Genomic DNA, 23,631 nt, shown 5'->3' with positions numbered 1-23,631 from the left:
ACCTTCCTCCTAATCCAATAAATACTCAATTTCAAATGTGCCCTTTAAAACCTTCGTTGCCCGACAATACTCACATTTATTGCAACGGTGAGGCGCTTTTCTGCCCTGTTTCGCCTCAATGATGCTTGGTAGCATCTGCTGCACATATTCGCGCTCAAAATCAAAACGTGAGTGATCAAAATGCAAGACTGCTTTATCTGGTGGAGACTCTTTTGTAACGGCTACGATGTATGGCTCGTAATAACGCCCTGTGTTTTGATAAATAATTTCACGATAGATGTACATTTGAAGCACGTAATCATACGCCTGTACGAACGAAACCCATGTACTATACTTGTCACTCCAGTAACGCTTACCGAGCTCCTGTGTGCTCTTTAAATCGCTGAAAAATCCTCGTTGATGATTGATGTTATCGACCTTGATTTTCCAATGTGCGCCGAACAATTCGCCTGTGAAAATGACCTCTTTTTCACCTTCTAAAGCGAACATACAGAACTTGTCGCTTTTAACGGTTTCAATCATGTCGTTAGCTTTTTCGTAATCTTTGTATATACCACCACGTGAATTGATGATGCTGTCACGATTTTTCTCAAAAAAATCCGAAAAGGCTTGTTCACTCTCTAATGCAGCATGCAAATACGAACCCACCATTAAAGCTGTAGAGGGAGGACGAGTAAACTCGCCCTTCAACTCTGCAATCATGCGCGCTTCACATTCCATTGCACTTTTAAACTGGGAAACCGACATATAATGAATGTTCGCCTCAGTCGAGTGATAGTTCTGACTGTCCAGTTGGAACGTCGTCTGTTGGTGTTGCATCTGGCTTCACCTCAGCTTTCTGTTCTGCTTGGAAATCAGCACCTAAGCCACTTGATTGCTGTTTGGCAATCTCTTTATCAAACCAATCCTCAACCTTGCTCATACCGTCCCGTAGGCTGTTGAAAATGTTGATTAGTTCTACATAGTCATACTCTGTGAAAGAATCAGCATTATAGCCAAACTTTGTTTCAATCATTACTTGAGTTATACGATGCTGCTCTTTGAAGTGTTTTAATGCATTAGCAATACGATCTTTTAATGGTCCTTGGCTGTTACCTGCTAACGTTTCATGACACTGGTTAATAGCCTTGTCAATGATGTCACCAGGAATTACCCCTAAGATACAAGAACGTAAACGACGAGCTCCGTCATTCGCTACCTTTTCGTAAATATCACGTGGATCATCAAGCTTCTTTAAAGTCCCTTTTGCTTTGTATGAATGCTTAACTGTGAACACTTTTTCTTGGCGCACATTCGTTTCAAGGTCCCAACAAAATGCTTTAGCCACTGACTCACCTTCACGTTGCTCAAGCTCCTGAATCCCATACGAAAGGTTGCCCCAGTTTTGAGCAATTGCTTCTGCTAATCGGATAGATGGGCCAGCTACTCGCGTGCCCCCTTTTGGATATTGGTACATTGCTACTTGTGCTAGTGCTGGACGTTTACAAGTATCTAAAACACGTTGTTCTGCTTGGAATACGTTGCGTGGGAACTGCTTTGCCATAAAGATTTGCCCTTTGACCTCTTCCATTTCGCGAGAAGCGCTAGCCATCGCTAGTGCCCCTCCTTGAAAATGAGGTTGTACAGCTTGTGGATTGTTGAATTGTTCTGTTAGGCTCATTTGAAAATTCCTCCTGTATGCGCTATAATGAGCGCAAGATATTTTGTGAAATGAAGTCCACTGTTGCAGCAGTGGATTATTTTTTTGTACACCAATCAAAACATAAAACCTTCTCGCAATAATCGGGTACATTTTCGATTAACACATGATGACTCCCAATGATCATGTACTCGTCACCTTTTGTAATACGGAAACCAAAGTAATCACGACTTGGTGCTGTATCAATTGCCGGTGCATCTTCGACGATAAATTCACGTGCTACTTGCTCCATGCGCGTTTCGAACAAAATCGGATTTTCTACGAATGGCATTACACCGCCTCCACTTCTGAAAATTTTCCAACTGAATTGATTTCGGCTAACATTTCTTGCTGCTGTTTGATTAAAGACTCTGCATAGAAATTACTGACCATCGCTGAATACTCTGTGTTACCAACAGTTGTGGATAAAATATAAAGCTGTTTTTGTTCTGTTAATGGCTCGATTTGAAAAACTTTGAAGTACTTCTCGAACACATCAACATCAAGCGATACATAATTTTTGCGCATTGTTTTCACCTACCTTTTCAGTGTCCTAGCGTTGCTACCGCCATATAAGCTATAAATCCGAATAATGATGGTTGTCCCATCAAGCAGCCTACAAACGTTTTAGGGTGTACCAAGCCCATTTGAGGAGGATATTTATAGACTGCTTGACGAGAGCGAGTTACGACTCGCAAACGTCTTTATATAGAGTTATTTCACTTTCATCAAACAAGCTGCTAGAACCTTTTAGCTTGTATAGACTCGGCTTTCCAAGTGTTGATATATAGATATCCTCAACCTCACCAGGGCAAGATTTGTCGAAGATTTTAGCAATCACTTTGTCACCGATTTTTATTTCATCCACATGACTCACTCCTTAAATGAATCAACTACCGATTTGAATAGTGCATCCTTTGTACGTTGGTACTTCGGCAACTCGTCGTATCGCATGATGCATGGATGCGTTTTCGCTTCTGGATCTTTTTCTTTACCATAAACCCAGCCTTCCTCTAGCTTTTGCTTCAACCAATTTTCATGGGACATTTCAGGCGTTACATCATTTTCAAGATGGTACTGCACACCGTTTAAAGCAGATGATTTCTGCCATTCTGGCGCATCCTCCCATATTGGTTGTGAGAAGTCATTTTGACTTTCACAATAAGCTTTGTTGACGTTGTGACAAATTTTTGCGATTAATTCAATGTTCAAATTGATTACCTCCGTGATATAATGGATTAAGAACTTAAATCACTGATGCTGTTTAATCGTTGGCGCGATTAAGCAGTTTTTTATTTGATACAAAATGTAGAACAACTAATCTTTGTTTAAGCGTCATATATTTCCATGCCCTAACCTTGATGCGCATATCGCTTCACCGCCTCCACTGCTAGACCTCGTGCTTTTAAATCACTGATTAATGAGTAAAAATTGATGCGGTCTTGTAAGTGAACCGTTCGCATATGCAACTGATCGGCTAAATGGATAATGCGTTTGCCACACTCCGCTACTCTTACGTAGTCATTGCGTTCGTTGTAAATCCCAACCTCCGCCAAGGCATCGTCTAAACGAGACTTCAAATTGGCTATTTCAGCTTCTAATTGTTTTACATCCATATAAAACCTCCTATAAATGCTGGTACTAGCGTCATTAATTGTGCTGCTTGTGCGCATACGTCTGTGCCGAATAAAATAGCAGCAGCATGTACCTCACTGTTTGTTACTCGAACCCAATTCATGAACGTTTCTAAATCTACGACCTTACGTCCACACTCGTATTTGCTTACATGCGATTGTGTCATTTGCAGTTCGAACGCTACATCTTCCTGCGTCATATCTGCCTCCTCGCGAAACTTTTTCAACATTTTCGCTAGTTTTTTTGGCGATAAAGCAAACATAGCTATCACCTCCCCCTCAATAGTCGAAAATGGACTATAGTCGATTTTGTATTACTACTTATTTGCAAATTTAGATATTATAGGGTTAATCAAGTTAACTTGCTTAATGAGCTTTGCCCAAGCTCTACATCCAATCATTCATAATAATTTCTTGTATTACCTTTGCTGTCGGCTCCTTGAGCCAGACACGTTTACCACCTTTTTCGCGTTGTCGTTCGTAGCGTTGTACACGCGGATCGTTTAAAATGTGGTCCTCTAAAAATTTACGACTGAAAGTTGTAGCTTTTTGGATATCATGAATGTCCCAAAATAGCACAAGTGGCTGTGCAGATGTAGCAACTAATTCTTTAAGTTGCTCTTGAACCTTAACAGCTGTAATGCCCGACATCTCGAAAAGTGTTTGGATAACTTGACTTTCAGTTGTCATGCCCTTGCCCTCCTTATTTATATATAGGCGCTTGCCCAGCGCCTTCCTCATTTAGCTTCTTTAACATTCGAAAATTCTTCGAGTAAGAGTTGTGTAATTTCAACTTGTCCTTTGCCTGTAACTAAGGTGGTACCTGTTTGAACATCGCCTTGGGTACGTTTCACTACAGCAGGTCGTACCTTAAACCAACCGCGTTCGATGTACTGTTGCTTAGGTAAATTCTTTTCTGCACCTTCTTGTTTAATTAAGAAACCTTTTTTACGCATCCAAGCGATCATTTTATTACGTCCGATGTTGATACCATGTTTGTCGTACACCAATTTCGCGAATGCCCCAATATTAATTGCGCCATCAGACATAGATACAACCTTTCCAAAATCGGTATAAGGCTTATCCTCTAGAATTTGCGTTTCAAGAGATAGAATCTTTTGTTGTTGGAAGTCCATTGCTCGTTTGATAACCATGTCAGGACTATTCCATAAACGTTCCATATGGAGAAAATACTGACGAGCTTGTTTTCCGCGTTCATTACGCTGAATCATAGAAATTTCTTTCGCCATATCGATAGTCATTTCATGGTCAATTTGATATCCACGAGCTGCCATTTGTTGAGATGATCCAAGTTGTTTCACAGCCATTCCGTTTTTGGAATCGCTCCATATCTCAGTGAAATCTACACCTTCTACAAAGCCATAGTCCGCCATTCGCTTAAACCATGTCGTGTAATTAGAGTTGACTTCTAAAAACGAATGGAGTTCACGACCACTAAAAATCATTTCACCGCGGTCATTGTATTTAGTTGTAATTAATTGGTTCATATTAACCCTCCTTTAAATTAATTAAATTTTAACAACCCGAGTATTTTCCAATTTTGTTGCGCATTCTTGCGTATTCTTTTGGGATATCAATAATCCACTTCTCAAACATGTGTAATCTCGTATTTTTAATTTCAAAATTGGAAATTTTACAGCTATATACTGTCAAGCACTTTTTTATAAATCAGGAAATAAATTCGAAAAAGGCACAGCTAATACTTGTTCGAGTCTCATAGAAAGTTCGAGTCCTGGTTTCGTTCGTCCTGATTCAAGATGACTTATCATAGCTGTTGAGCACCCTACAAGCTCTGCAAGTTGACCTTGTGTAAGTCCCTTTGCCTTTCGTTCTGCAATCAGTAGCTCGCGCTTAGGTCCTTTAATGTTTCTGAATTTTTCTAATGGAGACTGAGCTTTACGCTTCTTTTTACGCTTTGGCTTTGTCATGCTCCAGCCCAATTTTTTCACCTACTTTCGTTATTGACCTCCTACGCTAGTTGTTTTTCTGATTCACAACAAAATGTTGTGTTACTATCTAAAAAAATTTCTGAAGGCGCAATTTTAAATAAATCAGAAATAGCTAATGCTACATTTAAAGACGGCGTTCTAACGCCTTGTTCAATCATCCCATAATAACTTTCTGTTATTGTCACACCGTATTCTGAAGATAACTTCTCTACAACTTCTTTTTGTAATAAACCTTCTGTTTTTCGGAGATTAATTAAAAAGTCTCGCTTATTTTTCACCTCAACACCTCCCAACTTTTTGTTGTTTTAACTATAACCCAACAAAAAGTTGTTTGTCAACATAAAACCAGACTTTTTGTTGTTTTTAGTTTTTGATTATCTATTTACCCAACAAATAGTTGTATAATGAACTCTAAGAAAGGAGGTATATCGTGAGTATAGTTCCGAAAAGACTGAAAGAATTGAGAAAAGAATTTAAATTAACACAAGCTGATGTTGCTAAGTATTTAAATATTTCCGAGAGCGCATACGGTTATTACGAACAAGGTCGTAATGAAATTTCTATTAGTAATGTTCAGTTGCTTGCTGAAAAGTACGGGGTTAGTGTTGCTTATATTCTTGGGGAAACAAATAGCAAAGGAAAATTATTTACTGAACTTAAGGACGAACGTGATATTGCCATACGTTTAAAAAGGTTTGAGGAAGAATTAGAACATAGTGACGGTCTGGCCTTCGACGGGGAACCGATGTCTGATGAAGCAAAAGAATCGCTCCTTGAATCGATGGAATTATTATTTAGACAAACTCAACGTATCAACAAGAAATATACACCAAAGAAGTACCGTGAGGATGAATAATCTTTAGGGGATGTAATCATGGGATTCGTACAAAAAATTATTAATTTCTTAAAACCAAGCAAAATAGAACAATCGGATGCCCAACTTAAAGATAACCTATTACCTACTGGGAGAACTTTCGAGGAACAAGTGAAAATCGACTTACAAAATGCAATAGAAAACAAAAAGAAATCGACTAACCCGAAATTTCACAGGACATCCACGGATGAAAATTTATCATTTAATTTCTCAGATAAACATTCAGAAAAACTTAATTTACTCGAAAACGAAATGCACCACAATACTGAATTAATTTTTTCGATTTATCAAATTGATCTAAGAATCGAACAGTGTCAGCTTGCGATTGAAGCCTATGAAAAATTAAAAAAATTTTGCACTTCAAAGGGTAAAGGTGGAAAAATTTATTTTGAAGATACTTGGGAACATCTTCATAATAGTAAAAATCCAGATTTTCGTTTTATAGAAAAAGTAGAACTAGAATATCTCTATCTAACGGAAAACTACGAAGAAGCCGAACAAAAACTTAAAAACGAAGCAATTAAAAAGCAAAATAAAGAACTTGTTAATCAATTTAAATTAAATGCCGATTCAGATTTAATCGACATTATTCGTAATAACCCAGGTATAATGCAAAGCGAAATTTATAACTATTTCAATGACATTTATAAAACCTCTATTCGTAATGTATTAAAAAAATTAGAGTCTACTGGAAAAATAAAAAAAATAAAAACAGGAAATTCTTTTAAAATATATTTAAATACCAGCGAAATGAAGTGATTGCATGTGGATTAGAGAGAGAGCATTGCAGTTAAAGAAGAAATACAATACTAACTGCCCATATAAATTAGCAAATTACTTAAAAGTACATGTTATGAAACATAATCTACACCATGAAATAAACGGTTATTACAAATACGACCGTCGCAATCAATACATTGTTATAAACAATAATCTAGAAAAACATTCACAACGTATTGTGTGCGCTCATGAATTGGGTCACGCCGTATTACACAAAAATGTAAATACACCTTTTATGCGTCAAAATACATTTTTATCCGTCAGTAAAATTGAGCGTGAAGCAAACTGCTTCGCTGCCGAACTATTAATATTTGATGAAGATATGTATGAATTTAATAACATCTATGATATTGCCTCTTTACGAGGTGTACCAGTTGAATTAGTTAAACTGAAGCACTTCTGTAGAGAGGGTTTATTTTAACCACAAATGGAACATATATTCTTATTTGGAAAGGGTTGAGTTGTATGGCGCGTATTAAAATGACCAAAACAAAAATAGATAGTATCTATTGGTATAAGCAAAGTGGCAAAAAGAAATTTGCTTATCGTTACAAATACTATGACAAATTAGGGAAACGACGTGAAAAAACGATGCAAGGTTTTGATTCCATCGAACAAGCTGAACGTGCTTTAATCGAAGTAAAAGCTAAAGTTTTAGATGGAAATATGAGCTTTGTCCAGAATGATAATTTAACAGTTGCACAATTAAATGAAATTTATATTGAAGCAAACAAGGTTAATTGGAAACCCACTTCTGAAAGAAACCACGATTATGTGATGAAAAATTATATATTACAAGCGATTGGTCATTACAAAATTAAAAATGTAAATAACATGGTTATCCAGCGAGAGTTATTTGACCCTCTGATTAAAGCTAACTTTAAAGAAGGAAGTCTCACTTCAATATACAGAAGGCTTAATGCGATTTTTACTTTCGCTGTAAAAAATGAAATTTTAGATCGTAAAAGATTTAGTTCTCCAAATTTAAAAAGTGCAGTAGAAAGTATTAAACGAGATGCCATTTCAATTAAAGATGTTGAAAGGATTTTAGAGGTGGCCCGTACTAAATATAAAATCACGCATTATACATGCTTGAGTTTATTATTTCTAACAGGGATGCGTGTTGGTGAATTGAGAGCTTTAGAATGGGAAACGGATATTGATTTTGAAAATAATTTGATTCATATCAACAAAACAAAGGACCGTTATGGATCTAGGACACCTAAAACTAAAAATAGTTATCGAAAATTTCCAATGAACGAAAACATAAAGAAAATCCTACTTAATTATAAAACATGGTATGATCAAATTATGGAGTCGTTCAGTTTTAGAAATCCTAAAGGTCATGTATTTGTTACGTATGCTGGTGAACCGATTGGCGAACGATACTTGAAGCGCATAATCGATTTAATCTGTGAACGTGAAAATATCCCCCACTTCACCCCTCATTATTTAAGGCATACTTTTGTTTCAATTCAGTTATCCAAAAATATTCCTATTACAACCGTTGCAGCATTGGTTGGAGATACACCTGAAACGATTTACAAAACATATGCTCATTCATTTGAAAAAGATGAAATTCATGCATCAAACATTATGGATGAAATTATTACCTTAAATCCATTTGACGAAATCAAAAATTGAGCAATTTGGGGTACAAATTGGGGTACACTCTTTTATGCACCTAATTTCCATCGAATCTATGTATTTTTTATAACAAGTTACAAATCGCAGAAACATTGATATATCAACGTTTAAGGCAACAAAAAACACCTGTAATAAATACAGGTGTGAAAGAATTTTTAGGACAACCACTTCGGCGGTGTGTTTTTGCTCCAGTATATTTCGCCTAAATCGTAGTGTGTGACGAAATCATCTTCAAATGTGTGGTAGTGGAAATTGTAGTAGTAGCCTGCATCCAGTCGGTTTTCCGTCCGTACATGGAAGCGAATAACATCTTCTTTGCTAGCTGTGTTTTTAATGTGAAAGATTTTCTCTGAGTAATGACCACTTGGTTTTTCTGTAATAGTAAGCGTGCGCATTGTATCGTCATCTAGACGTGCCAATGTAAAGTCAATCGCTTCCTCCATTTTTGGGAAGATGCGCGTTTCAAATTCATCGCCGATTACTGGGGCAATACGAGTGCCAAATTTTATATATGCCTGTTCTTTTGCAGCAGATTTGAATGTTTGTCCAACCGTTTCCAGGTCTAAAACATCGGTTTCTTCTTCAATATAAATTTGATCTAGTTGAATAGCTGCTGTAAGATCATTTGCACCCGGTTCGTGTGAGCGAACTTTGCCATCATCTTGATCTGATTGATTCCATATTGCATGATTCGGCGCAATGATTCCAAATGTAAGGAGCGCCACGGAAACCATGAGTCCTTTTTGTAACCATTTTTTCATAATTTTCACCGTCCGTTTATGTACATATTTCTATATTCATTCTATACTTATTTATACGAATGATAATTGAAAAGGTTTCATCTTTTTAGTATTCATTGTACAATGTCTATGGACTTATATGTTTTTTTTTACTTAAAGGAGGTTTTAAAATGAGTGCAACAGTTGTTATCGGTTTAGGTTTATTTTTAATGTTAGGTTACTTAACTTCATTATGTTTCACTGACTAATACTTTCGCTTTGCATAAAACATCACTAAAAGCCCTTAGAACGTTGACTTAACAATGTTTCTAGGGTTTTTTCATTTTTAAGAATATGAATAATAAAGTATATAAATGCATGGTTTCGGGGCTGCTTGGGGCTAAAAATAACGCTTTGGTGGATATGTATAAAGATGATAAAATAGCGTTGTCGAAGGCAGGAACTTTATATAAAATTGAGGCTTATTGCTTCAATCTTTTTTTCATTATTACCCACACATTGTAAAGAAACCTTTTAAAACTCTTCAGTCTTTAGATATTTGTCGTTTCCTATAATCAATCAGAGCCATAATCGTAAGAATTAAAAGTAAAATACTACCACTCAAAAAGAATAAAGATAAAAATATCCTTTCTCCCCAGTGATTAAATGCTTGTGAAAGGCCTAGAAGAGCCATAATAAAAGATGATACCATTTGAAATTTTGAAACATGTTTAAACAATAGAATACCTCCTTTATGTATACTTAATGATATTACCATAAAAATCCATAAAAAAATTCCTTCATTACTTAATTTGAGCAAATAAATTAAAGCACCCATATAATTGTGGATGCCTACTACACCATATTCATTTTACAACTATTCACTCCCGAATTTTCGGTAATGAGATTTTGATGAGCTCAAAATTGGGCAATCCCTATTTTTGTGTTAAAATAGCACTTACAATTTATTGCTTTAGTCGATGTTGGCGCATCGGCTTTTTTATTTTCCTCACTTACAGCTACCACATTTACCACATCAAATAATTGAGTTGAATCATCATGTGATTTGTCTACTGTACTATTCATTTTCTCGAACAATGGATAAAATGTTGAATCTCATCAATGCATTCCATTAACTGTGTTACTGCTGTTTGTACTTCTCATAATTTAATCATGTCAGTTCTTAAGTTAAATGTCTCACCTTCACATGTGTTTACTAATGATTTCAATTGCTCTGTGAATTGCTGCATATATTTCTCCCTCATTTCTAATTATTTGTTCGCTACTGCTCTGAGTAGCAACAACTTATTACGTGTAGATAAAGCACGCCACTCACTAACTTTTACTAGCATTATCTTACCTCCAATCTAGCAATAGCTTTAGTAATTAAAAATGTATGGAACAACATACGCTTTGCTCATGTGTACGATTTTTCATTGTTCAGTATCTCTCCTCACTTTACGCAGTTGCCAATCTAAATATGAAGGTGTTACACGTTTGCTTGCACTTGTCACAAAAACAACGATTTTTCTACCACGTATAGTGATTGACTACATTTCGTTGACAAAAACATAAAGTCGTCTACGTTCCATTGTCATTTTGTATAATGTGATAAAGTGATTTTTTAACTTTATGATTTCGGAATATGAAAGGAGTTAGGAGAATGGTTGCACGTTCTAAGTCTTGATTAAAGAAGATTTTAGAAGAAAGAAACATATCTATCAGAAAGTGGGTGGAAACTGGTAGGCTTGGAAGTAGTAACTGTTCGACGGCATGTATAATGACACTACAATGCAATATAGACATGATACATTAGGGGCTCTATGTAAGGCTCTGAAATGTGATATAAGCGATGTATTAGAATTAAATAAGGTGTAGACGTAAAAACACTCTCAGCTCATTATGCAGCTGCTTATATATTAATTATTAAAAGCATGTTTTAAAAGATTAAAAGAATAAATGATTAAAGTTCTAGTTTCATCGCTCTATTCTTACTCTCACAAAGGATTTCAGCATTCTAACGGTGGGACATGTTCTAATTAACAAGGTATAGGTAAAGATTTTTTAAATTGCAGAATAACTATTAAGACCGCCATCTCGGAGTAGAGCTGTCCGAAAAATCGATGTAAATCACAACTGTAATTTGATTTTTGAAAAAATATTTTTTCCAAATAATACCCAAAATTTATATAGAATAAAAATAATTTGAGAAATCAAGGGCAGTTACTACCTAATCGATTAAATAATGGTATAACTTAATGTGAAATCATGTCTTTTCACCTATTACCTTTTACTAATTTTTTATATCAAAATTAGACAAGGGGCACCCTCTTTTCGAAGGCACCCCTCTAGTATTTAATAGATAGCTCAGTTTAATAAATGTCATGTCTCAACCCGATCATCCGGGGAATTTTATTATTTAGAAAGACACGTCTTTCTGTATTTAACCGCGGTAAAATTCTACTATTACTTTCTACAACTTAAGCAACGCAGTCCCTACCTCTACTACGTCCTTGCAGCTCTTAAGCTAGCGCCAGTGTGAATAAGCTTCAACAAAAACAACTAGTCAGAATGCCAATTTATAAACTTTGCCACCTAAAATAGCATAAAATCATTATAACATAGTCATCGTATAATTGCTTGTATTTACACTTACCACGATATATTTTTCGGTAGTTGTATCGTAAAGCGCGTTCCTTTGTTACTGGATTTTACTGAGATTTCTCCTTGATGGAGATCAATTAATTGCTTTGTAATCGCTAGACCTAGCCCCGTTCCTGTAACATTTGTTGTCGTATTTGTCCCTCGGTAGTAACGTTCAAATAAATTATCTAGCTTCTCTTGTGGAATGCCCTCCCCTTGATCTGTAATCGTGAAAATTGTATGTGTCTTTGTCTCTGTCACATGCAGTTTTACATCCTTTTCTTCAGGTGTATATTGTAATGCATTGCATAGTAAATTATCTAAAATTCGTTTCAATGCAAGCGGATCGGCATAGACCGTTACGTCTCTCTCCATTTCTACTTGTACACGTAGCGATTGCTGGACTGATAATAAATCTTTCACATCAAAAGTGTCCTTTGTTAGGATAATTGCTCTGTTTTTCAGCTGATACGTATATGTTAAATCTTGAATTAAAGCATCCATATAGTTTGCTTTCTCTTCCATCGTCTCCGCGAAAGCTTGAACTTCCTCTTTCGACCATTCATAGTCTTTCGAAGCAAGCATCGCCGAATAGCCAAGAATGGAACTTAGGGGGGTTTTTAAATCATGCGATAATCCTGTTATCCATTCATCTCGTAATTGTTGCACATGTTGAATTTGCCGTTCATTCGACACAAGACGTTGCGATAAATGATCTAATGAAGCATCGATAGGTTCATATAACCGGTATTTTCTTTTTAGCTTTCCGGTCGATTGGTCGTACAGCTTTGTATTTTTCGGCTTGTCATAATTAAAACTCGCAAGTCGTTGAATACGCTCAATTACATAGATAATTGGATGCACAAATTTCCTAGCAATACTTAACGAAAACAACACGACTCCAACAATTAACAATACATGTGTGATGACAAATGATACGAGTAAAGTAAGTAAAGCTTTTGTAAATGGTTGATCGAATGGTTGGTATTGTGGATTATCGATTCGAATTACAACGGTGACGTCGCCAACCTTTTTACTTTGCGTTAGCTCTTTCATTTCAAAAATTTCATAATTTTCGTCCAGTAAATCTGCCTTGCTAAGCGACTTCTTGGAAGCCCCCCATGTTAAAATTCTATCCCATTGTTTATCATATACATCGACTGCTGCCTGTTGTGTTTTCAAGTATGCCTTCGCCTGATCCGTTAACGGTGCTGACGGATGCCACATCGTTAATACCGTTTCTAAAATCTCCTGCGGTAAGGACTTATAAAGAAATAAAAAAGTATAGCCGTCTGCCTGCCATTTTTGCATTCCTTGTGTCTCTAAACCTAGTAATTCTTCATCACTATAAGCACAAATTTCACACGATGCCCCTGTATAATCGAGCACGTCCAAATGATCATTTAATAAATAAAACTGACCTAAGTTTTCCTCAGCTAAATGATGCAGCTCTTTTGGTAGCTTATCGTTCTCAACAATTCCTTCAAACTCAAATGCTACTTTTGAATGCACATTGAGCCCGACTTCCTTATTAATAATCAATAAAAAAATAACAATACTATACACAATACTTGCTACTAAAATTAAATAAAACACAATGAAATGCGCAATAAATTGGAACGTTAGTCTACGTGATGAAGTGAGTTTCATATATTATCCTCACCGACTAGCTTATAACCAATGCCTCGAACGGTCACTAAACATTTAGGCTTACCTGGATTTTTTTCAATTTTTTCGCGGAGCTTTCGAATATGAACCATGACCGTATTATCATCGAAGTACGTATCGCCCCATACACGCTCGTAAATCTGTTCTTTCGAAAGCACTTGTCCTTCGTTTTCACATAAATATTTAAGTAAATGATAGAGACGCCCCGTCATTAGCTCTGTTATATCCCCTACCGTTAGCTCCGCTGCTGCATAGTTAAACGTAAAGAAATCATTTTTATAAATATCGTTCGCGCCGTTTTTACGATGTTGCTTTAAATAACGGGTTAGCTGCACCTTTAACCGTGCTACGAGCTCTAGCGGATTAAACGGCTTTGTAATATAATCATCCGCTCCATTCATAAAACCAATTAGTTTATCGGCATCCGTCGCTTTAGCCGTTAAAAAGAAAATCGGTGCATCGCTTCCTTCACGAATTTGCTGGGCCATTTCAAGCCCACTACCGTCTGGTAACATAATATCTAACAAAAAGAAATCATAGGACCGATTTAGTTTTTGCTTCATCTCCTCGCACGTATGGAATATATCAATATTAGTAAAACCTTCTTTTTTCAATATAATTTCAATCATTTGAGCAATTGCCACTTCGTCTTCTAGTACTGCAATATTTACTGCATCCATATACGCTCACCTACTTTTAAGATTACTTTAAGGTACACATTAAGTTTCCATAAGAATTTCCAGTTATTCTAATATTAGAATAACGATAAGGAAGTGGTTATGCAATGGTAGTTACACGCGTCAAGGCCGTTGATGCATTAAGAGGATTTAGCTTATTTGGCATTTTGATGGCCAATCTATTAATTTTCCAATATGGGATGTATGGCAAAGACATGCTAGAAAATCTATCCTCACTTGATACTGTTTCATATTACAGCCTGAAAGTGATCATTGAAGGATCTTTTATGCCAATCTTTACAATATTGTTTGGCTTTTCGCTTATTAAGATGATTGAATCGATTCGTGCTAAAGGGAAAAAAAGTCGATGGGCGATTATTAGAAGAGGCATTGGCTTACTTACACTCGGCTTTCTCCATTCTTTTTTCATTTGGGAAGGCGATATTTTAATGTTTTACGGGGTGATGATTTTCTGTTTACTCATTTTTATTAATCGAAAACCGAAGACACTGATTATTTGGGCAAGTATCCTTTTTATCCTTACATGTGCACTGATGTACGGAGGGGATATGTTAACACCTGGAGAAAAAGCTGAAATCGAAGTGTATAACATAGAACAAACAAAGGTCTATAGTGAAGGGAGCTATGGAGAAATTATCGACTTTCGCTTAAATGCAGAAATACCTGGCATGAAAGATGATGGTTTATATATATTAATAATGCTTTTCGTTTCCCCATTATTATATGCCCCTCTTTTCTTAACTGGGATGGCATTTGCAAAATGGCAGTTATTCGAAAACTTACAGGCAGAATTGAAAGTTTACCGGTTGGCATTAGTCCTTGTTCCCCTAGCACTAGCATTGAAAGTCATCGGACAATTTGATCATGTTTTGAAAGATATGGCCCTAATAGCTGGGCAGCAAATTTTAGCACTTGGTTATGTATTTTTATTTATGTGGATTTTCACTATAAAGCCCACTTCAAAAGTCATGCTTGCTTTTGAGAGCGTCGGGAAATTATCATTAACAAACTATTTAATGCAATCTGTTATTTGTACATTTGTATTTTACGGCTACGGTTTAGGTTTATACGGGAAAATGGGTGTCACGCTTGGTATTGCATTTGGATTAGTAGTTTATATCCTACAATGTTATGTAAGCACAGCCTATTTAAAACGATTTCATCGCGGTCCGGTCGAGATACTTCTTCGCATTTGGACAAACTTCTCTTGGAACGGAAAAGTGAAAAAGAAAAAAATAATAGGGAGTCAGGAGGAGTTTGTATGAAGATAGTAAGAGCAACTCTTTATATGGCAGCTATATTATTTTTAAGCTATTCAATTAGCCAAAGTATCGGCAATTTACATGCGCTTTCAGGCTTATCCCTACTCCACTTTTTCATTCGCTGTCTCGCTATTATAGCCTTTACACATCAATTATTTCAGTTATTTCGTTCACCCAAGGCAGCGAAAAACGAAAATATATAGAGTGGAAGTGAATATTACCGAATTTCCAATAAAGAGACGTTGATTTTTATTATCGATAAATATTTTTTATAGCTACCCATGTAAGAAAGACACGTCTCTACATCGTTTAGCGGAGACGTGTCTTTCGAAACATGTTCTACCATTTTCAAATTTTAATCAAAATGGATGCATCCTAAAGAATTTTAATATGTTATTCTTTATGATTTGATTTCAATAAATCCATAGTGAAACTTCGAGGTTAATCGAATATCACGACGAAAGCCAAATTCATCAAACCATTGCGATTTATAATGCGCCTTTAAGACAACACGCTTTTTCGCCACACGAATGGCTTCCTTCACCCATTCTTTTGAGAGTGAAAGGTGCTCCCCTGCATCGCGAAGTGCCTCAAAATTATTTGACTCCTCAATCACTTCTTCAAACATCGGGTCCATATAGACAACATCAAATGTATTGTCCGCCAGTGTTTTCAAATAAGCGACCGCTTCACTGCACACGACCTCAATATTCCGCATACACGCCGTTAACGGCAGTTCCGTTGTATCGTATGACTGCATCCCCTTTTTCACAATAAAAGCGACATTCGGGTTTGCCTCAAGTCCCACAACTCGCCCTGCTTCTCCAACGACGAAAGCCGCGACCAAGCTATCCGCTCCAATGCCTAATGTACAATCTAAAAAAGAATCGCCTGATTGCAAGTGACATGCTTCAATCATTGGATCCTCCTCTCCCCGCGCTAATCGCTTTAAACGAAACGCTGCTGAGTTCGGATGAAAAAAGAAAGGCGCGGCTGCACCTTTCGGATAGTATTCATATCGATTTTTACCTGCCACAATCACATGTGCATCATAATCTTTACTCATTTTCGCTACGGAGCGTTTTTTTCGAGATTCAAAATGCACATCAAGCTCCTCACAAGCAACATATGCAAGTTGCTGTGACAGCTCATCAGGTCTTCCGGCAGTTGTAACAATGGTTATTCCGCACATACTTGCTTTAATACATCAGCGATATGGTCGCGAATTTGCTCCATTGGGAAACCTTCGATATTTTCACGCGGGATAAAATAAGCGAGCTCCCCACCTTTTAAAATCGCCATAGATGGTGAGCTTGGTGGTACTTCCTCAAAAAATGCGCGCATAGTAGCAGTTGCCTCTGGATCCTGCCCTGCAAATACCGTCACTAAATTATCTGGCTTCACCATTTCCACTGCTTCACGTGCTGCTGGACGTGCTAAACCTGCTGCACACCCACATACAGAGTTAATGACCACTAATGACACACCTTTAGCAGTTGCCATAAATTCATTGACTTCATCTGGTGTTGTTAATTCTGTAAAACCGGCATCCGTTAATTCACGGCGCATCGGTTGCGTTACTTGACGCATGTATTCTTCATAAGCGTTCATATTTTCGCCTTCTTTCATATTTATTCACAATGCCTATTATATCAAGGTTTTTTTCACTTGTACAAAGATTGGATTCTCATATTTATTCGGATAGTTTCAGATTTTTTGTGACCTTTTCGTTACCTTTTTAAAATTGCCGCACTGCAAAAACAGCTAAAAAAATGTATGCTGTGTTTTTTGTAAGTTTACCTATCCACACAAAAATAATCTGTAGGAAGCTTGAATTTTTATTGACAACCACAAAAAAGCCCGCTACCACTACGATTAATAGTGATAACGGGCTTGTACTTATTTATTAGCTAATTCTTTACGAATTTGATAGCTCACATACAGATTATAGATTTTTTCGTCCGAATAGTTAGCGATTTTCATGGAATGGTCCGTTGTGAAAATGCCTTCCGTGTACGCCTTTCTAAATAACTTTGCAAAATCACCTTTTGTAGTAGAATCTAGCTTTAATAGCATTTCTATCCCCTCCTCTTTATTTTTTTCATTCGGTGTAGCAGACACCTTTTTTAACCCTACAAAATTCGCAAAGGCCTGCGCAATCATTTGCCCTGCATTTTCCAGTACGGTTTTATCACGCAATTTTTTTATATCAATTATACTGTCCATGAATCCACCTTCTATTAAAATTGCTGGCATTTTAGTTTCACGGACAATATGAAGATTTCCTTCTTTAATTCCTCGGTCTTTAAGCCCGTATGCTTTTACAAGCACTGGATGGACGGCTTTAGCGAGTTGCCCACTTTTCGTATTGCTATTACCAAGATAAACAAATGTTTCAACACCTGTCCACGTGCCCCACTTCGCTGTATTCGCGTTATGATGAAACGAGATATAATAATGTGCTCCCCAAGCATTTGCACTATCTGTACGTGTTTTTAATGGTACGTCTGTTTTACCTGTTGAATCGTCAAACCGTTTGGAAGCAACGTTACCATATGTCGCTAATTCATTTGCAAAGGCTCGAGCAACAATATCGTTGAAAGACCATTCTCGCTCGCCATCGGGTGTACGTTTACCTGGCGTATGAAACCCGTGACCTGCATCATACCCTACTTTAATCATTTCACTTCCCCCTCTTCATTTAATCCCGTTTTATCACGTACAATTTTTAAAAGATTTTTCACATACGGTGGCATCGGTGCCCCCATTTTAACGCCATTTTCTGTGATAGAAATAAACTCGATAGCAATATAAGCAAAAGCTGCACCGTCGCCGATATATCCTCCAAAAATATCAAATTCTACATAATGGCCAGCTGTAAATTCAAGTGCATACACCATTCCGATTAATACTAAAATGTACATCTTTCTTGCAAAACCGGTTAGTCCTACTCGACTATTTAGTTCCTTATTAATACCTGCAGCTACTAACCCTGTAATGTAATCTGTAAGCATAAATAAAATAAGGATTGACACGGCAACCCCCACTAAATCAAACATATAAGATACAATAGCTCCTGCGATTCCTGTGATTAATGCAATTTTATTTTCCATGCCCTTGCTCCTTTTCCCCATAAAAAATAGCACTGCTCGGTACAGTGCTTTGCTGAAACGTAATGTAATATAAAAAGCACCCTCGGGTGAGAGTGCTTTTATAAATAATATTTGATTTTAGTTGTGTTACTTTGTTTACTAGGAGTGGAATGTAAAATTTCATCTCCCTCTCTCATGCTCTTAAACATTGCATTACAGCACATAGGCATTCTGTGATTTTTCCCCGGATAACCACCAACTAGTTTATGAACTTCTTCTGCAGTAATAACTAGTTGAGGCAAATTATTTTGCCTGCCAATTTGCTTTAATAATTCAATACAATTTAAAAATGTTTCAGTTGTTAAATTACTCATATTAAAACCTCACTTTTATTCCCAGTGTAAGGAAATAAACTGTTTGAGGCAATAAAAATAACGCCCTATTGAGCGCTTTCTGTCGTTTGTTCAACTGGTAATACAGTTGCTACGGTATTTTTTTGTACAATACAACCACCGAGGTTGATAAATATCGTTTCACGACTATTTAAATTTTTTGTTAATTCCTCAGATGCGTTTTCTCCTGATACTATAATGTTAAAACCTTGCCCATTGTGTAATGTTACTCGATACTGCATTATTATCTCTCCTTTTAATTTAATGTGACGTAACCTACGTCATAACCATTAAGACGTACATATAAGCGCTTGGAAGCACTACTAAAAGCTATACCTATTCCAGGGGTATGTCCTTTAGCTATATCACCTACTATATTACCGTTAAGGTAGATATTTGAACTGTAGTTCCCTAAAATTATATCCCCATCAGGCACAGAAAAGTATTGTGCAGATACCGTTATATCAGTATTGTTAGAAGAATAAATATTAGCGGAAGAGTTGAAACGTATCGATTTATTACCGCTGTTTCGATAACCTAAATAGATATTATTTCCTACAAAAATATCATTTGTAATATCCATACTGGTAGAACCGCTAATGGTACCATTAACCATAACAGCTCCATTTAGATTGATTTTTCGGGCGTCAATCGTAACAGAACTTGAATCTAAATTAATCTTACTCATGATTGTTGAACCATTAAAATCCGTCTGACTTACCTTTAGTGCAATTTGATTTGCTTGTTGGGTAATACTTGATTCAGCACTTGATACACGTGTTCCAAGTGAGCTGATTTGTGTACTCTGACTGCTCACGGTTGATGAAATTTGATCAGCTTGAATCTGTAAAGAAGCGACATTGTTATTTGTAGTCTTTAAATTATTTTTTATTGTTGTAACTTCGGAAGATACTTCCAAACGAATTTGTGAAGCTGTTTGTGTAATGCGACTAGATAGCTCTTCATCTATATTTTCCACACTTAACTCAATTTTGTCGGCACGTATATTGATAGCAGCCATTTCGCTTGTAATTCGATTGTTAACGCTTAAATTAATGTTGTCTGCTTTCACATTTACAGCTGCAATGCTTTCCCCAAGCGTTTCAACTTCCATTGTGATGCGATCATTGGTTTGCTCAAACCGAGACCGTGTCACCTTTTTATTTTCTTCAATTGCTGCTTTTTGGCTGATTAAGATATCTGTTAAATCTTTACGCATGGTATTTCCGACTGTGACCATGCTATCTACGTAATTACGCTTCGTCTTTTTTGCTAAAATACGGGTTTGGTATAGTAGGTCTAATTCTTCGTGAATGATCCATACATAATCACCGACATCACCATCCACTTGCGTCACACTAACTTCCACAACTGTCTCTGGTGCATCCGGCAGTTGGGGTTGAAGTACCTTAGTCATTTCCGCTTGAGTTGTAATGGAGTCATCATAAAAAGGCTCAGCAACCCGTACACCTATACGTGGATGGCTCGCCAATGGAGATGTATACGTAACAACTAGTCCATCGGCACCATATCCTCTTATCTGCGTTTTCAGGGAAGTTGTATCGATACTCTGTGTTAAATCATTAATATTGTGCTTATACCGATACTGTAAATCGTTATCCTTACCAATGATTTTGGCAAATCGAATGATCTTTCCTGGTAGTATTTGATACTCGCAATCAAAGGCCGAACACAATAATTTTATTAGCTGCAACACATTGTTCCCACCAAAATCGGCTATGATTTGTGAACCAGTTACATCAATATTTTGAAATGTCCATCCCGTACCTAAAAATAACCCTAAAGCAAAATCGTTAAATGTTCTTGTACCACCATATATATCGTAAAGATAGTGCCCTCCCAATTCATAATAAATGTGAGTAGCCGTTATTCTTTTTTCAGGTCCATTCTGTTGATATTGCTTGACCTTGTACTCATGACCATCTTCGTCTTCCACAAATACTTCATAATCCAGTAATCCATGGCCCACGTTTTGAGGAAATGAAAAAGAGCTAAACGAAATCTGCATAGCAGCTCCATTTTGCTCTTCGTGTTTTTCATAATTACTTTCTAATATTGCTTCGGTTTGATTACTGTTTGTAACAAATAGCAAGTTATCACCTGCCTTTAATTTAATAAAAAACTGCTAACCTCAAAGACTAGCAGTTACTACGCATTTTAAAGCGATTATAAATTATACTTTCCCTACCACAATTTCTCCAGTAGGGATTTTAACCTTACTAATTAAATAACATAAAGCTAAGCTAAATACCGAACATAGCACAAACGATACGAATGTTTGAGCAAAAGGACTTATGATACTTAAATGATTAATAACAAAATCATTTGTAAATCTTAATACAAAAGCATGTATTAAATATGCTCCGAAAGAGAATTCGCCAAATACTTTTAAATACTTGGTGATAATTGTATACCTAGATAGCAGTTTTTGCGCAAAGAAAAATATAATAATTATCGAAGTCGTTGCCGCTAGCATCGTTATCGGTTTTAATGGGTCAGTTATCTGGGCGCTTAATAAATAGTTACTCTCTATTAAGTTTATATTTTTAATTTCTATATAAACAAAATACAAATAAACAGCTAAAAACACTACACAAAAAATAATAAATTTATTTACAAAATTTTTCCATTTTCCATAATATAATCCTACAAATCCACCCAATATAAAGTAAAATGTCCAAAAAATAAAATTACGATCTAAATAATTAAAGAAAAAGATAAAACTATCGTTAGAATATTGAATCATATCTTTAGATAAAGCAAATAACATAAAAATATTAATTATGAATATTGATATTACCACAGCAAAGTTAGTTAAATATTTCCGTTCCTTTGACATTAGTAATCTAAATATAGGGAATAGAAGATAAAAAGGAATAATCATTACCATAAACCATAAATGATAACTAGCTTCGCCTGTAAATATTAATTTAAATATCTTAACGATTTCAAGCCAAGTACTTGAAGGAGAGAAACCAGATAAAAAACTAATCCAAACATAATAAAATAAAGTCCACGTAATATATGGAATTATAACCTGCACGAACCTTTTATTTATAAATTGTATATAGTTGATTTTGCCATCGTAGTTATAGAACAACACTACACCTGTAATAAATACAAATAAAGGTACCGCAAACCTTATAATTCCCAGTAATGTTGCCCCTATAGTCAATTCAGTGGAACTGATATTAGGCAGTATAAAAATTCCTGCAAAAGCGTGTTGTAGTACCACTGCTAAAAACGCAATTCCTCTTAATATTTCTAATTCTTCTAACCTTGTTTTCTTCACTTCCATATCCTCCGTTAACTCACAACTAAAATTACCATAATTTAAAAAATTTAAATAGTCAACATAAAGAACGGAGTTAGTATTAAATTAGACTTGCGTGACTGACCAATAGCAGTTTTTGTCTTCATTTGGAACTGTTGAAAAATTAATAGTAAATCCGTTTACTGTGACATTAGTCACCCAAAAACTAGTGTTCCATGTAGGTGTTATCGAAATTGTATACGATGTATTTTTCCTAGCTTCTAAAAAATTAACAGCAACACTCGAAGATCCATTTCCAACAAAACGTAAACCAGAAAGTAAATTATCGTTAATTATAGAGGCTTTTTTAATATTAGTTACTCCAGAATCCTCAAAAATTTCACCTTTAACATTATGTGTTATTACTCCAATTATTTTACCGTTTGATGTTGCGCCACTCATCGAAATAGCGAATGCAGTTTGACCCTTTCCTCCGTCAATTAAATCCGTTCCATTACCGCCGAAAACAGCGCACCCATTAATAATAAATTTTGAAGTGTTATAAAAATGAAAACCATCATAATATTGGTAGGCGCCAATTTTATTACTAGACCAACGAGATTGACAATTAGAAATTTGGAGTTCAGTGGAATTGTTCATATAAAATCCATGTTCTTGCGCATAATCACTCAACTAAACTTAGAAATTTGTATAATAAAATAACTCATTCAATAAAAACACCATTGTATGAAATACTATTATTATCTATCATTACTAATTGATTAGCTCTCTTTTCTACATCTGTCTTACCTTTATTTTCGGAAACCCACTTTTTCACACCTTCTGCAATATCCTCACAAAAAATATCTAAACGAATCATCAAGTATTGATCAATTTTAACATTATGCGAACCACTATATTGACCATCAATGACTTTAGGCGCTTGTATTTTAAATTTTTCAACAGTTTCTTTGGCTCTTTGTATTGAAATATCCGATTCCCCTTGATGTAAAAAAGCACATCTTAGCGCATAAAAATCATTCCCACTAGCAAAAATGTGTCGTTGCCCCAAGATATCATCCATTAAATACTTACTCCCTACAAATTCATCGAACCATTTAGCATATCTCTTTCCCGATGTAACTTCAGGAGTTGATAGTCTCCCGCAGATATCAGGCAAGGTTAATGCTAAAGTCAAAGCAGAATACCAATTACCTTCTTTTATATTAGATTCAATGGATTCAATAAAAGGATTAATTTTAACTTCCAAAATTGTCATTTAATCCCCTCCTTTAATAAA

The 23,631-nt window shown here is 35.9% G+C and carries 33 protein-coding genes; 7 read left to right on the top strand and 26 right to left on the bottom strand.

The window, feature by feature from the left end; translation table 11 throughout:
• Positions 1-9: 9 nt before the first annotated feature.
• The 12 genes from ACQQ2I_RS08470 to ACQQ2I_RS08415 form a co-directional block, all read right to left on the bottom strand.
• Positions 10-819 carry a PD-(D/E)XK nuclease-like domain-containing protein gene (locus ACQQ2I_RS08470; RefSeq protein ID WP_431030090.1) on the bottom strand — a complete coding sequence of 270 codons (810 nt, stop codon included), beginning with the start codon at positions 817-819 and terminating at the stop codon, positions 10-12.
• Positions 764-1,591 (bottom strand): hypothetical protein, encoded by an 828-nt coding sequence (locus ACQQ2I_RS08465; protein WP_431030477.1) that lies wholly within the window; start codon positions 1,589-1,591, stop codon positions 764-766. The genes ACQQ2I_RS08470 and ACQQ2I_RS08465 overlap by 56 nt, the downstream gene beginning before the upstream one ends.
• 145 nt (positions 1,592-1,736) lie before the next feature.
• Complete coding sequence (locus ACQQ2I_RS08460) at positions 1,737-1,970, bottom strand: hypothetical protein (protein WP_431030089.1); 234 nt, start codon at positions 1,968-1,970, stop codon at positions 1,737-1,739.
• Positions 1,970-2,206 carry a hypothetical protein gene (locus tag ACQQ2I_RS08455; RefSeq protein WP_431030088.1) on the bottom strand — a complete coding sequence of 79 codons (237 nt, stop codon included), beginning with the start codon at positions 2,204-2,206 and terminating at the stop codon, positions 1,970-1,972. Before ACQQ2I_RS08455 ends, ACQQ2I_RS08460 begins: the two co-directional genes overlap by 1 nt.
• Positions 2,207-2,363: 157 nt before the next feature.
• The gene (locus ACQQ2I_RS08450) at positions 2,364-2,546 is read right to left on the bottom strand and encodes a hypothetical protein (RefSeq protein ID WP_431030087.1); all 183 of its coding nucleotides are present in this window, start codon (positions 2,544-2,546) and stop codon (positions 2,364-2,366) included.
• Between the two features lie 5 nt (positions 2,547-2,551).
• Entirely contained in the window at positions 2,552-2,890 is a 339-nt protein-coding gene (locus tag ACQQ2I_RS08445) for a RyR domain-containing protein (protein WP_431030086.1), read from the bottom strand.
• Positions 2,891-3,030: 140 nt separating this feature from the next.
• Positions 3,031-3,294 (bottom strand): hypothetical protein, encoded by a 264-nt coding sequence (locus tag ACQQ2I_RS08440; protein ID WP_431030085.1) that lies wholly within the window; start codon positions 3,292-3,294, stop codon positions 3,031-3,033.
• Complete coding sequence (locus tag ACQQ2I_RS08435) at positions 3,285-3,575, bottom strand: helix-turn-helix domain-containing protein (RefSeq protein ID WP_431030084.1); 291 nt, start codon at positions 3,573-3,575, stop codon at positions 3,285-3,287. Before ACQQ2I_RS08435 ends, ACQQ2I_RS08440 begins: the two co-directional genes overlap by 10 nt.
• 124 nt (positions 3,576-3,699) lie before the next feature.
• A complete protein-coding gene (locus ACQQ2I_RS08430) occupies positions 3,700-4,002 on the bottom strand; it encodes a hypothetical protein (protein WP_431030083.1) in 303 nt (100 codons plus the stop codon).
• A gap of 47 nt (positions 4,003-4,049) precedes the next feature.
• Positions 4,050-4,820 carry a phage antirepressor KilAC domain-containing protein gene (locus tag ACQQ2I_RS08425; protein WP_431030082.1) on the bottom strand — a complete coding sequence of 257 codons (771 nt, stop codon included), beginning with the start codon at positions 4,818-4,820 and terminating at the stop codon, positions 4,050-4,052.
• Between the two features lie 174 nt (positions 4,821-4,994).
• Positions 4,995-5,261 (bottom strand): helix-turn-helix transcriptional regulator, encoded by a 267-nt coding sequence (locus ACQQ2I_RS08420; protein WP_431030081.1) that lies wholly within the window; start codon positions 5,259-5,261, stop codon positions 4,995-4,997.
• A 41-nt stretch (positions 5,262-5,302) separates the two neighbouring features.
• Positions 5,303-5,560 (bottom strand): helix-turn-helix transcriptional regulator, encoded by a 258-nt coding sequence (locus ACQQ2I_RS08415; protein WP_431030080.1) that lies wholly within the window; start codon positions 5,558-5,560, stop codon positions 5,303-5,305.
• Positions 5,561-5,712: 152 nt separating this feature from the next.
• On the opposite strand from ACQQ2I_RS08415, the gene ACQQ2I_RS08410 reads away from it, so the two are divergent.
• From ACQQ2I_RS08410 to ACQQ2I_RS08395, 4 genes are read left to right on the top strand one after another with little or no spacing between them, the layout of a single operon-like run.
• Positions 5,713-6,138: a helix-turn-helix domain-containing protein gene (locus tag ACQQ2I_RS08410; protein WP_431030079.1), complete on the top strand. Its 426-nt coding sequence runs from the start codon at positions 5,713-5,715 to the stop codon at positions 6,136-6,138.
• Between the two features lie 18 nt (positions 6,139-6,156).
• Positions 6,157-6,915 carry a hypothetical protein gene (locus ACQQ2I_RS08405; RefSeq protein WP_431030078.1) on the top strand — a complete coding sequence of 253 codons (759 nt, stop codon included), beginning with the start codon at positions 6,157-6,159 and terminating at the stop codon, positions 6,913-6,915.
• Between the two features lie 4 nt (positions 6,916-6,919).
• Complete coding sequence (locus ACQQ2I_RS08400) at positions 6,920-7,357, top strand: ImmA/IrrE family metallo-endopeptidase (protein WP_431030077.1); 438 nt, start codon at positions 6,920-6,922, stop codon at positions 7,355-7,357.
• 44 nt (positions 7,358-7,401) lie between these two features.
• Positions 7,402-8,580: a tyrosine-type recombinase/integrase gene (locus tag ACQQ2I_RS08395; RefSeq protein WP_431030076.1), complete on the top strand. Its 1,179-nt coding sequence runs from the start codon at positions 7,402-7,404 to the stop codon at positions 8,578-8,580.
• Positions 8,581-8,738: 158 nt separating this feature from the next.
• Here ACQQ2I_RS08395 and ACQQ2I_RS08390 read toward each other — a convergent pair whose 3' ends face one another.
• A complete protein-coding gene (locus tag ACQQ2I_RS08390) occupies positions 8,739-9,344 on the bottom strand; it encodes a YpjP family protein (RefSeq protein WP_431030075.1) in 606 nt (201 codons plus the stop codon).
• A gap of 502 nt (positions 9,345-9,846) precedes the next feature.
• Complete coding sequence (locus tag ACQQ2I_RS08385) at positions 9,847-10,041, bottom strand: hypothetical protein (RefSeq protein WP_431030074.1); 195 nt, start codon at positions 10,039-10,041, stop codon at positions 9,847-9,849.
• 1,034 nt (positions 10,042-11,075) lie between these two features.
• On the opposite strand from ACQQ2I_RS08385, the gene ACQQ2I_RS08380 reads away from it, so the two are divergent.
• The gene (locus ACQQ2I_RS08380) at positions 11,076-11,180 is read left to right on the top strand and encodes a helix-turn-helix domain-containing protein (RefSeq protein ID WP_431030073.1); all 105 of its coding nucleotides are present in this window, start codon (positions 11,076-11,078) and stop codon (positions 11,178-11,180) included.
• A gap of 774 nt (positions 11,181-11,954) precedes the next feature.
• Here ACQQ2I_RS08380 and ACQQ2I_RS08375 read toward each other — a convergent pair.
• A complete protein-coding gene (locus tag ACQQ2I_RS08375; protein WP_431030072.1) occupies positions 11,955-13,595 on the bottom strand; it encodes a sensor histidine kinase in 1,641 nt (546 codons plus the stop codon).
• Positions 13,592-14,293, bottom strand: coding sequence for a response regulator transcription factor (locus tag ACQQ2I_RS08370; protein WP_431030071.1), 702 nt, complete (start codon positions 14,291-14,293; stop codon positions 13,592-13,594). The genes ACQQ2I_RS08375 and ACQQ2I_RS08370 overlap by 4 nt, the downstream gene beginning before the upstream one ends.
• Positions 14,294-14,397: 104 nt before the next feature.
• Between ACQQ2I_RS08370 and ACQQ2I_RS08365 the strand changes: the two genes are divergently transcribed.
• Complete coding sequence (locus ACQQ2I_RS08365) at positions 14,398-15,576, top strand: DUF418 domain-containing protein (RefSeq protein ID WP_431030070.1); 1,179 nt, start codon at positions 14,398-14,400, stop codon at positions 15,574-15,576.
• Positions 15,573-15,776 carry a hypothetical protein gene (locus tag ACQQ2I_RS08360; protein ID WP_431030069.1) on the top strand — a complete coding sequence of 68 codons (204 nt, stop codon included), beginning with the start codon at positions 15,573-15,575 and terminating at the stop codon, positions 15,774-15,776. The genes ACQQ2I_RS08365 and ACQQ2I_RS08360 overlap by 4 nt, the downstream gene beginning before the upstream one ends.
• A gap of 197 nt (positions 15,777-15,973) precedes the next feature.
• Here the strand turns inward: ACQQ2I_RS08360 and ACQQ2I_RS08355 are convergent, their stop codons facing one another.
• The 10 genes from ACQQ2I_RS08355 to ACQQ2I_RS08310 form a co-directional block, all read right to left on the bottom strand.
• Positions 15,974-16,765 carry a class I SAM-dependent methyltransferase gene (locus tag ACQQ2I_RS08355; RefSeq protein ID WP_431030068.1) on the bottom strand — a complete coding sequence of 264 codons (792 nt, stop codon included), beginning with the start codon at positions 16,763-16,765 and terminating at the stop codon, positions 15,974-15,976.
• On the bottom strand, positions 16,753-17,184 hold the full coding sequence (locus ACQQ2I_RS08350) for a BrxA/BrxB family bacilliredoxin (protein WP_431030067.1): 432 nt from the start codon (positions 17,182-17,184) through the stop codon (positions 16,753-16,755). The genes ACQQ2I_RS08355 and ACQQ2I_RS08350 overlap by 13 nt, the downstream gene beginning before the upstream one ends.
• A 288-nt stretch (positions 17,185-17,472) precedes the next feature.
• Positions 17,473-18,255, bottom strand: a complete 783-nt coding sequence (locus ACQQ2I_RS08345; protein ID WP_431030066.1) for an N-acetylmuramoyl-L-alanine amidase — start codon at positions 18,253-18,255, stop codon at positions 17,473-17,475.
• Positions 18,252-18,686 carry a phage holin family protein gene (locus ACQQ2I_RS08340; protein WP_431030065.1) on the bottom strand — a complete coding sequence of 145 codons (435 nt, stop codon included), beginning with the start codon at positions 18,684-18,686 and terminating at the stop codon, positions 18,252-18,254. Before ACQQ2I_RS08340 ends, ACQQ2I_RS08345 begins: the two co-directional genes overlap by 4 nt.
• A gap of 98 nt (positions 18,687-18,784) precedes the next feature.
• On the bottom strand, positions 18,785-19,039 hold the full coding sequence (locus tag ACQQ2I_RS08335) for a hypothetical protein (RefSeq protein ID WP_431030064.1): 255 nt from the start codon (positions 19,037-19,039) through the stop codon (positions 18,785-18,787).
• 65 nt (positions 19,040-19,104) lie between these two features.
• Entirely contained in the window at positions 19,105-19,299 is a 195-nt protein-coding gene (locus ACQQ2I_RS08330; RefSeq protein WP_431030063.1) for a hypothetical protein, read from the bottom strand.
• 14 nt (positions 19,300-19,313) lie between these two features.
• A complete protein-coding gene (locus ACQQ2I_RS08325) occupies positions 19,314-21,170 on the bottom strand; it encodes a phage tail protein (RefSeq protein ID WP_431030062.1) in 1,857 nt (618 codons plus the stop codon).
• Between the two features lie 81 nt (positions 21,171-21,251).
• On the bottom strand, positions 21,252-22,376 hold the full coding sequence (locus ACQQ2I_RS08320; RefSeq protein WP_431030061.1) for an acyltransferase: 1,125 nt from the start codon (positions 22,374-22,376) through the stop codon (positions 21,252-21,254).
• Between the two features lie 81 nt (positions 22,377-22,457).
• Positions 22,458-22,991 carry a hypothetical protein gene (locus ACQQ2I_RS08315; protein WP_431030060.1) on the bottom strand — a complete coding sequence of 178 codons (534 nt, stop codon included), beginning with the start codon at positions 22,989-22,991 and terminating at the stop codon, positions 22,458-22,460.
• 64 nt (positions 22,992-23,055) lie between these two features.
• On the bottom strand, positions 23,056-23,610 hold the full coding sequence (locus ACQQ2I_RS08310) for a hypothetical protein (RefSeq protein ID WP_431030059.1): 555 nt from the start codon (positions 23,608-23,610) through the stop codon (positions 23,056-23,058).
• Positions 23,611-23,631: the final 21 nt, after the last annotated feature.

The organism is Lysinibacillus sp. LZ02, from assembly GCF_050613145.1.
Lineage (GTDB): Bacteria > Bacillota > Bacilli > Bacillales_A > Planococcaceae > Lysinibacillus_B.
The sequence above is the reverse complement of the archived record's forward strand: the minus strand, read 5'-3'. Positions and strand labels throughout refer to the sequence as shown.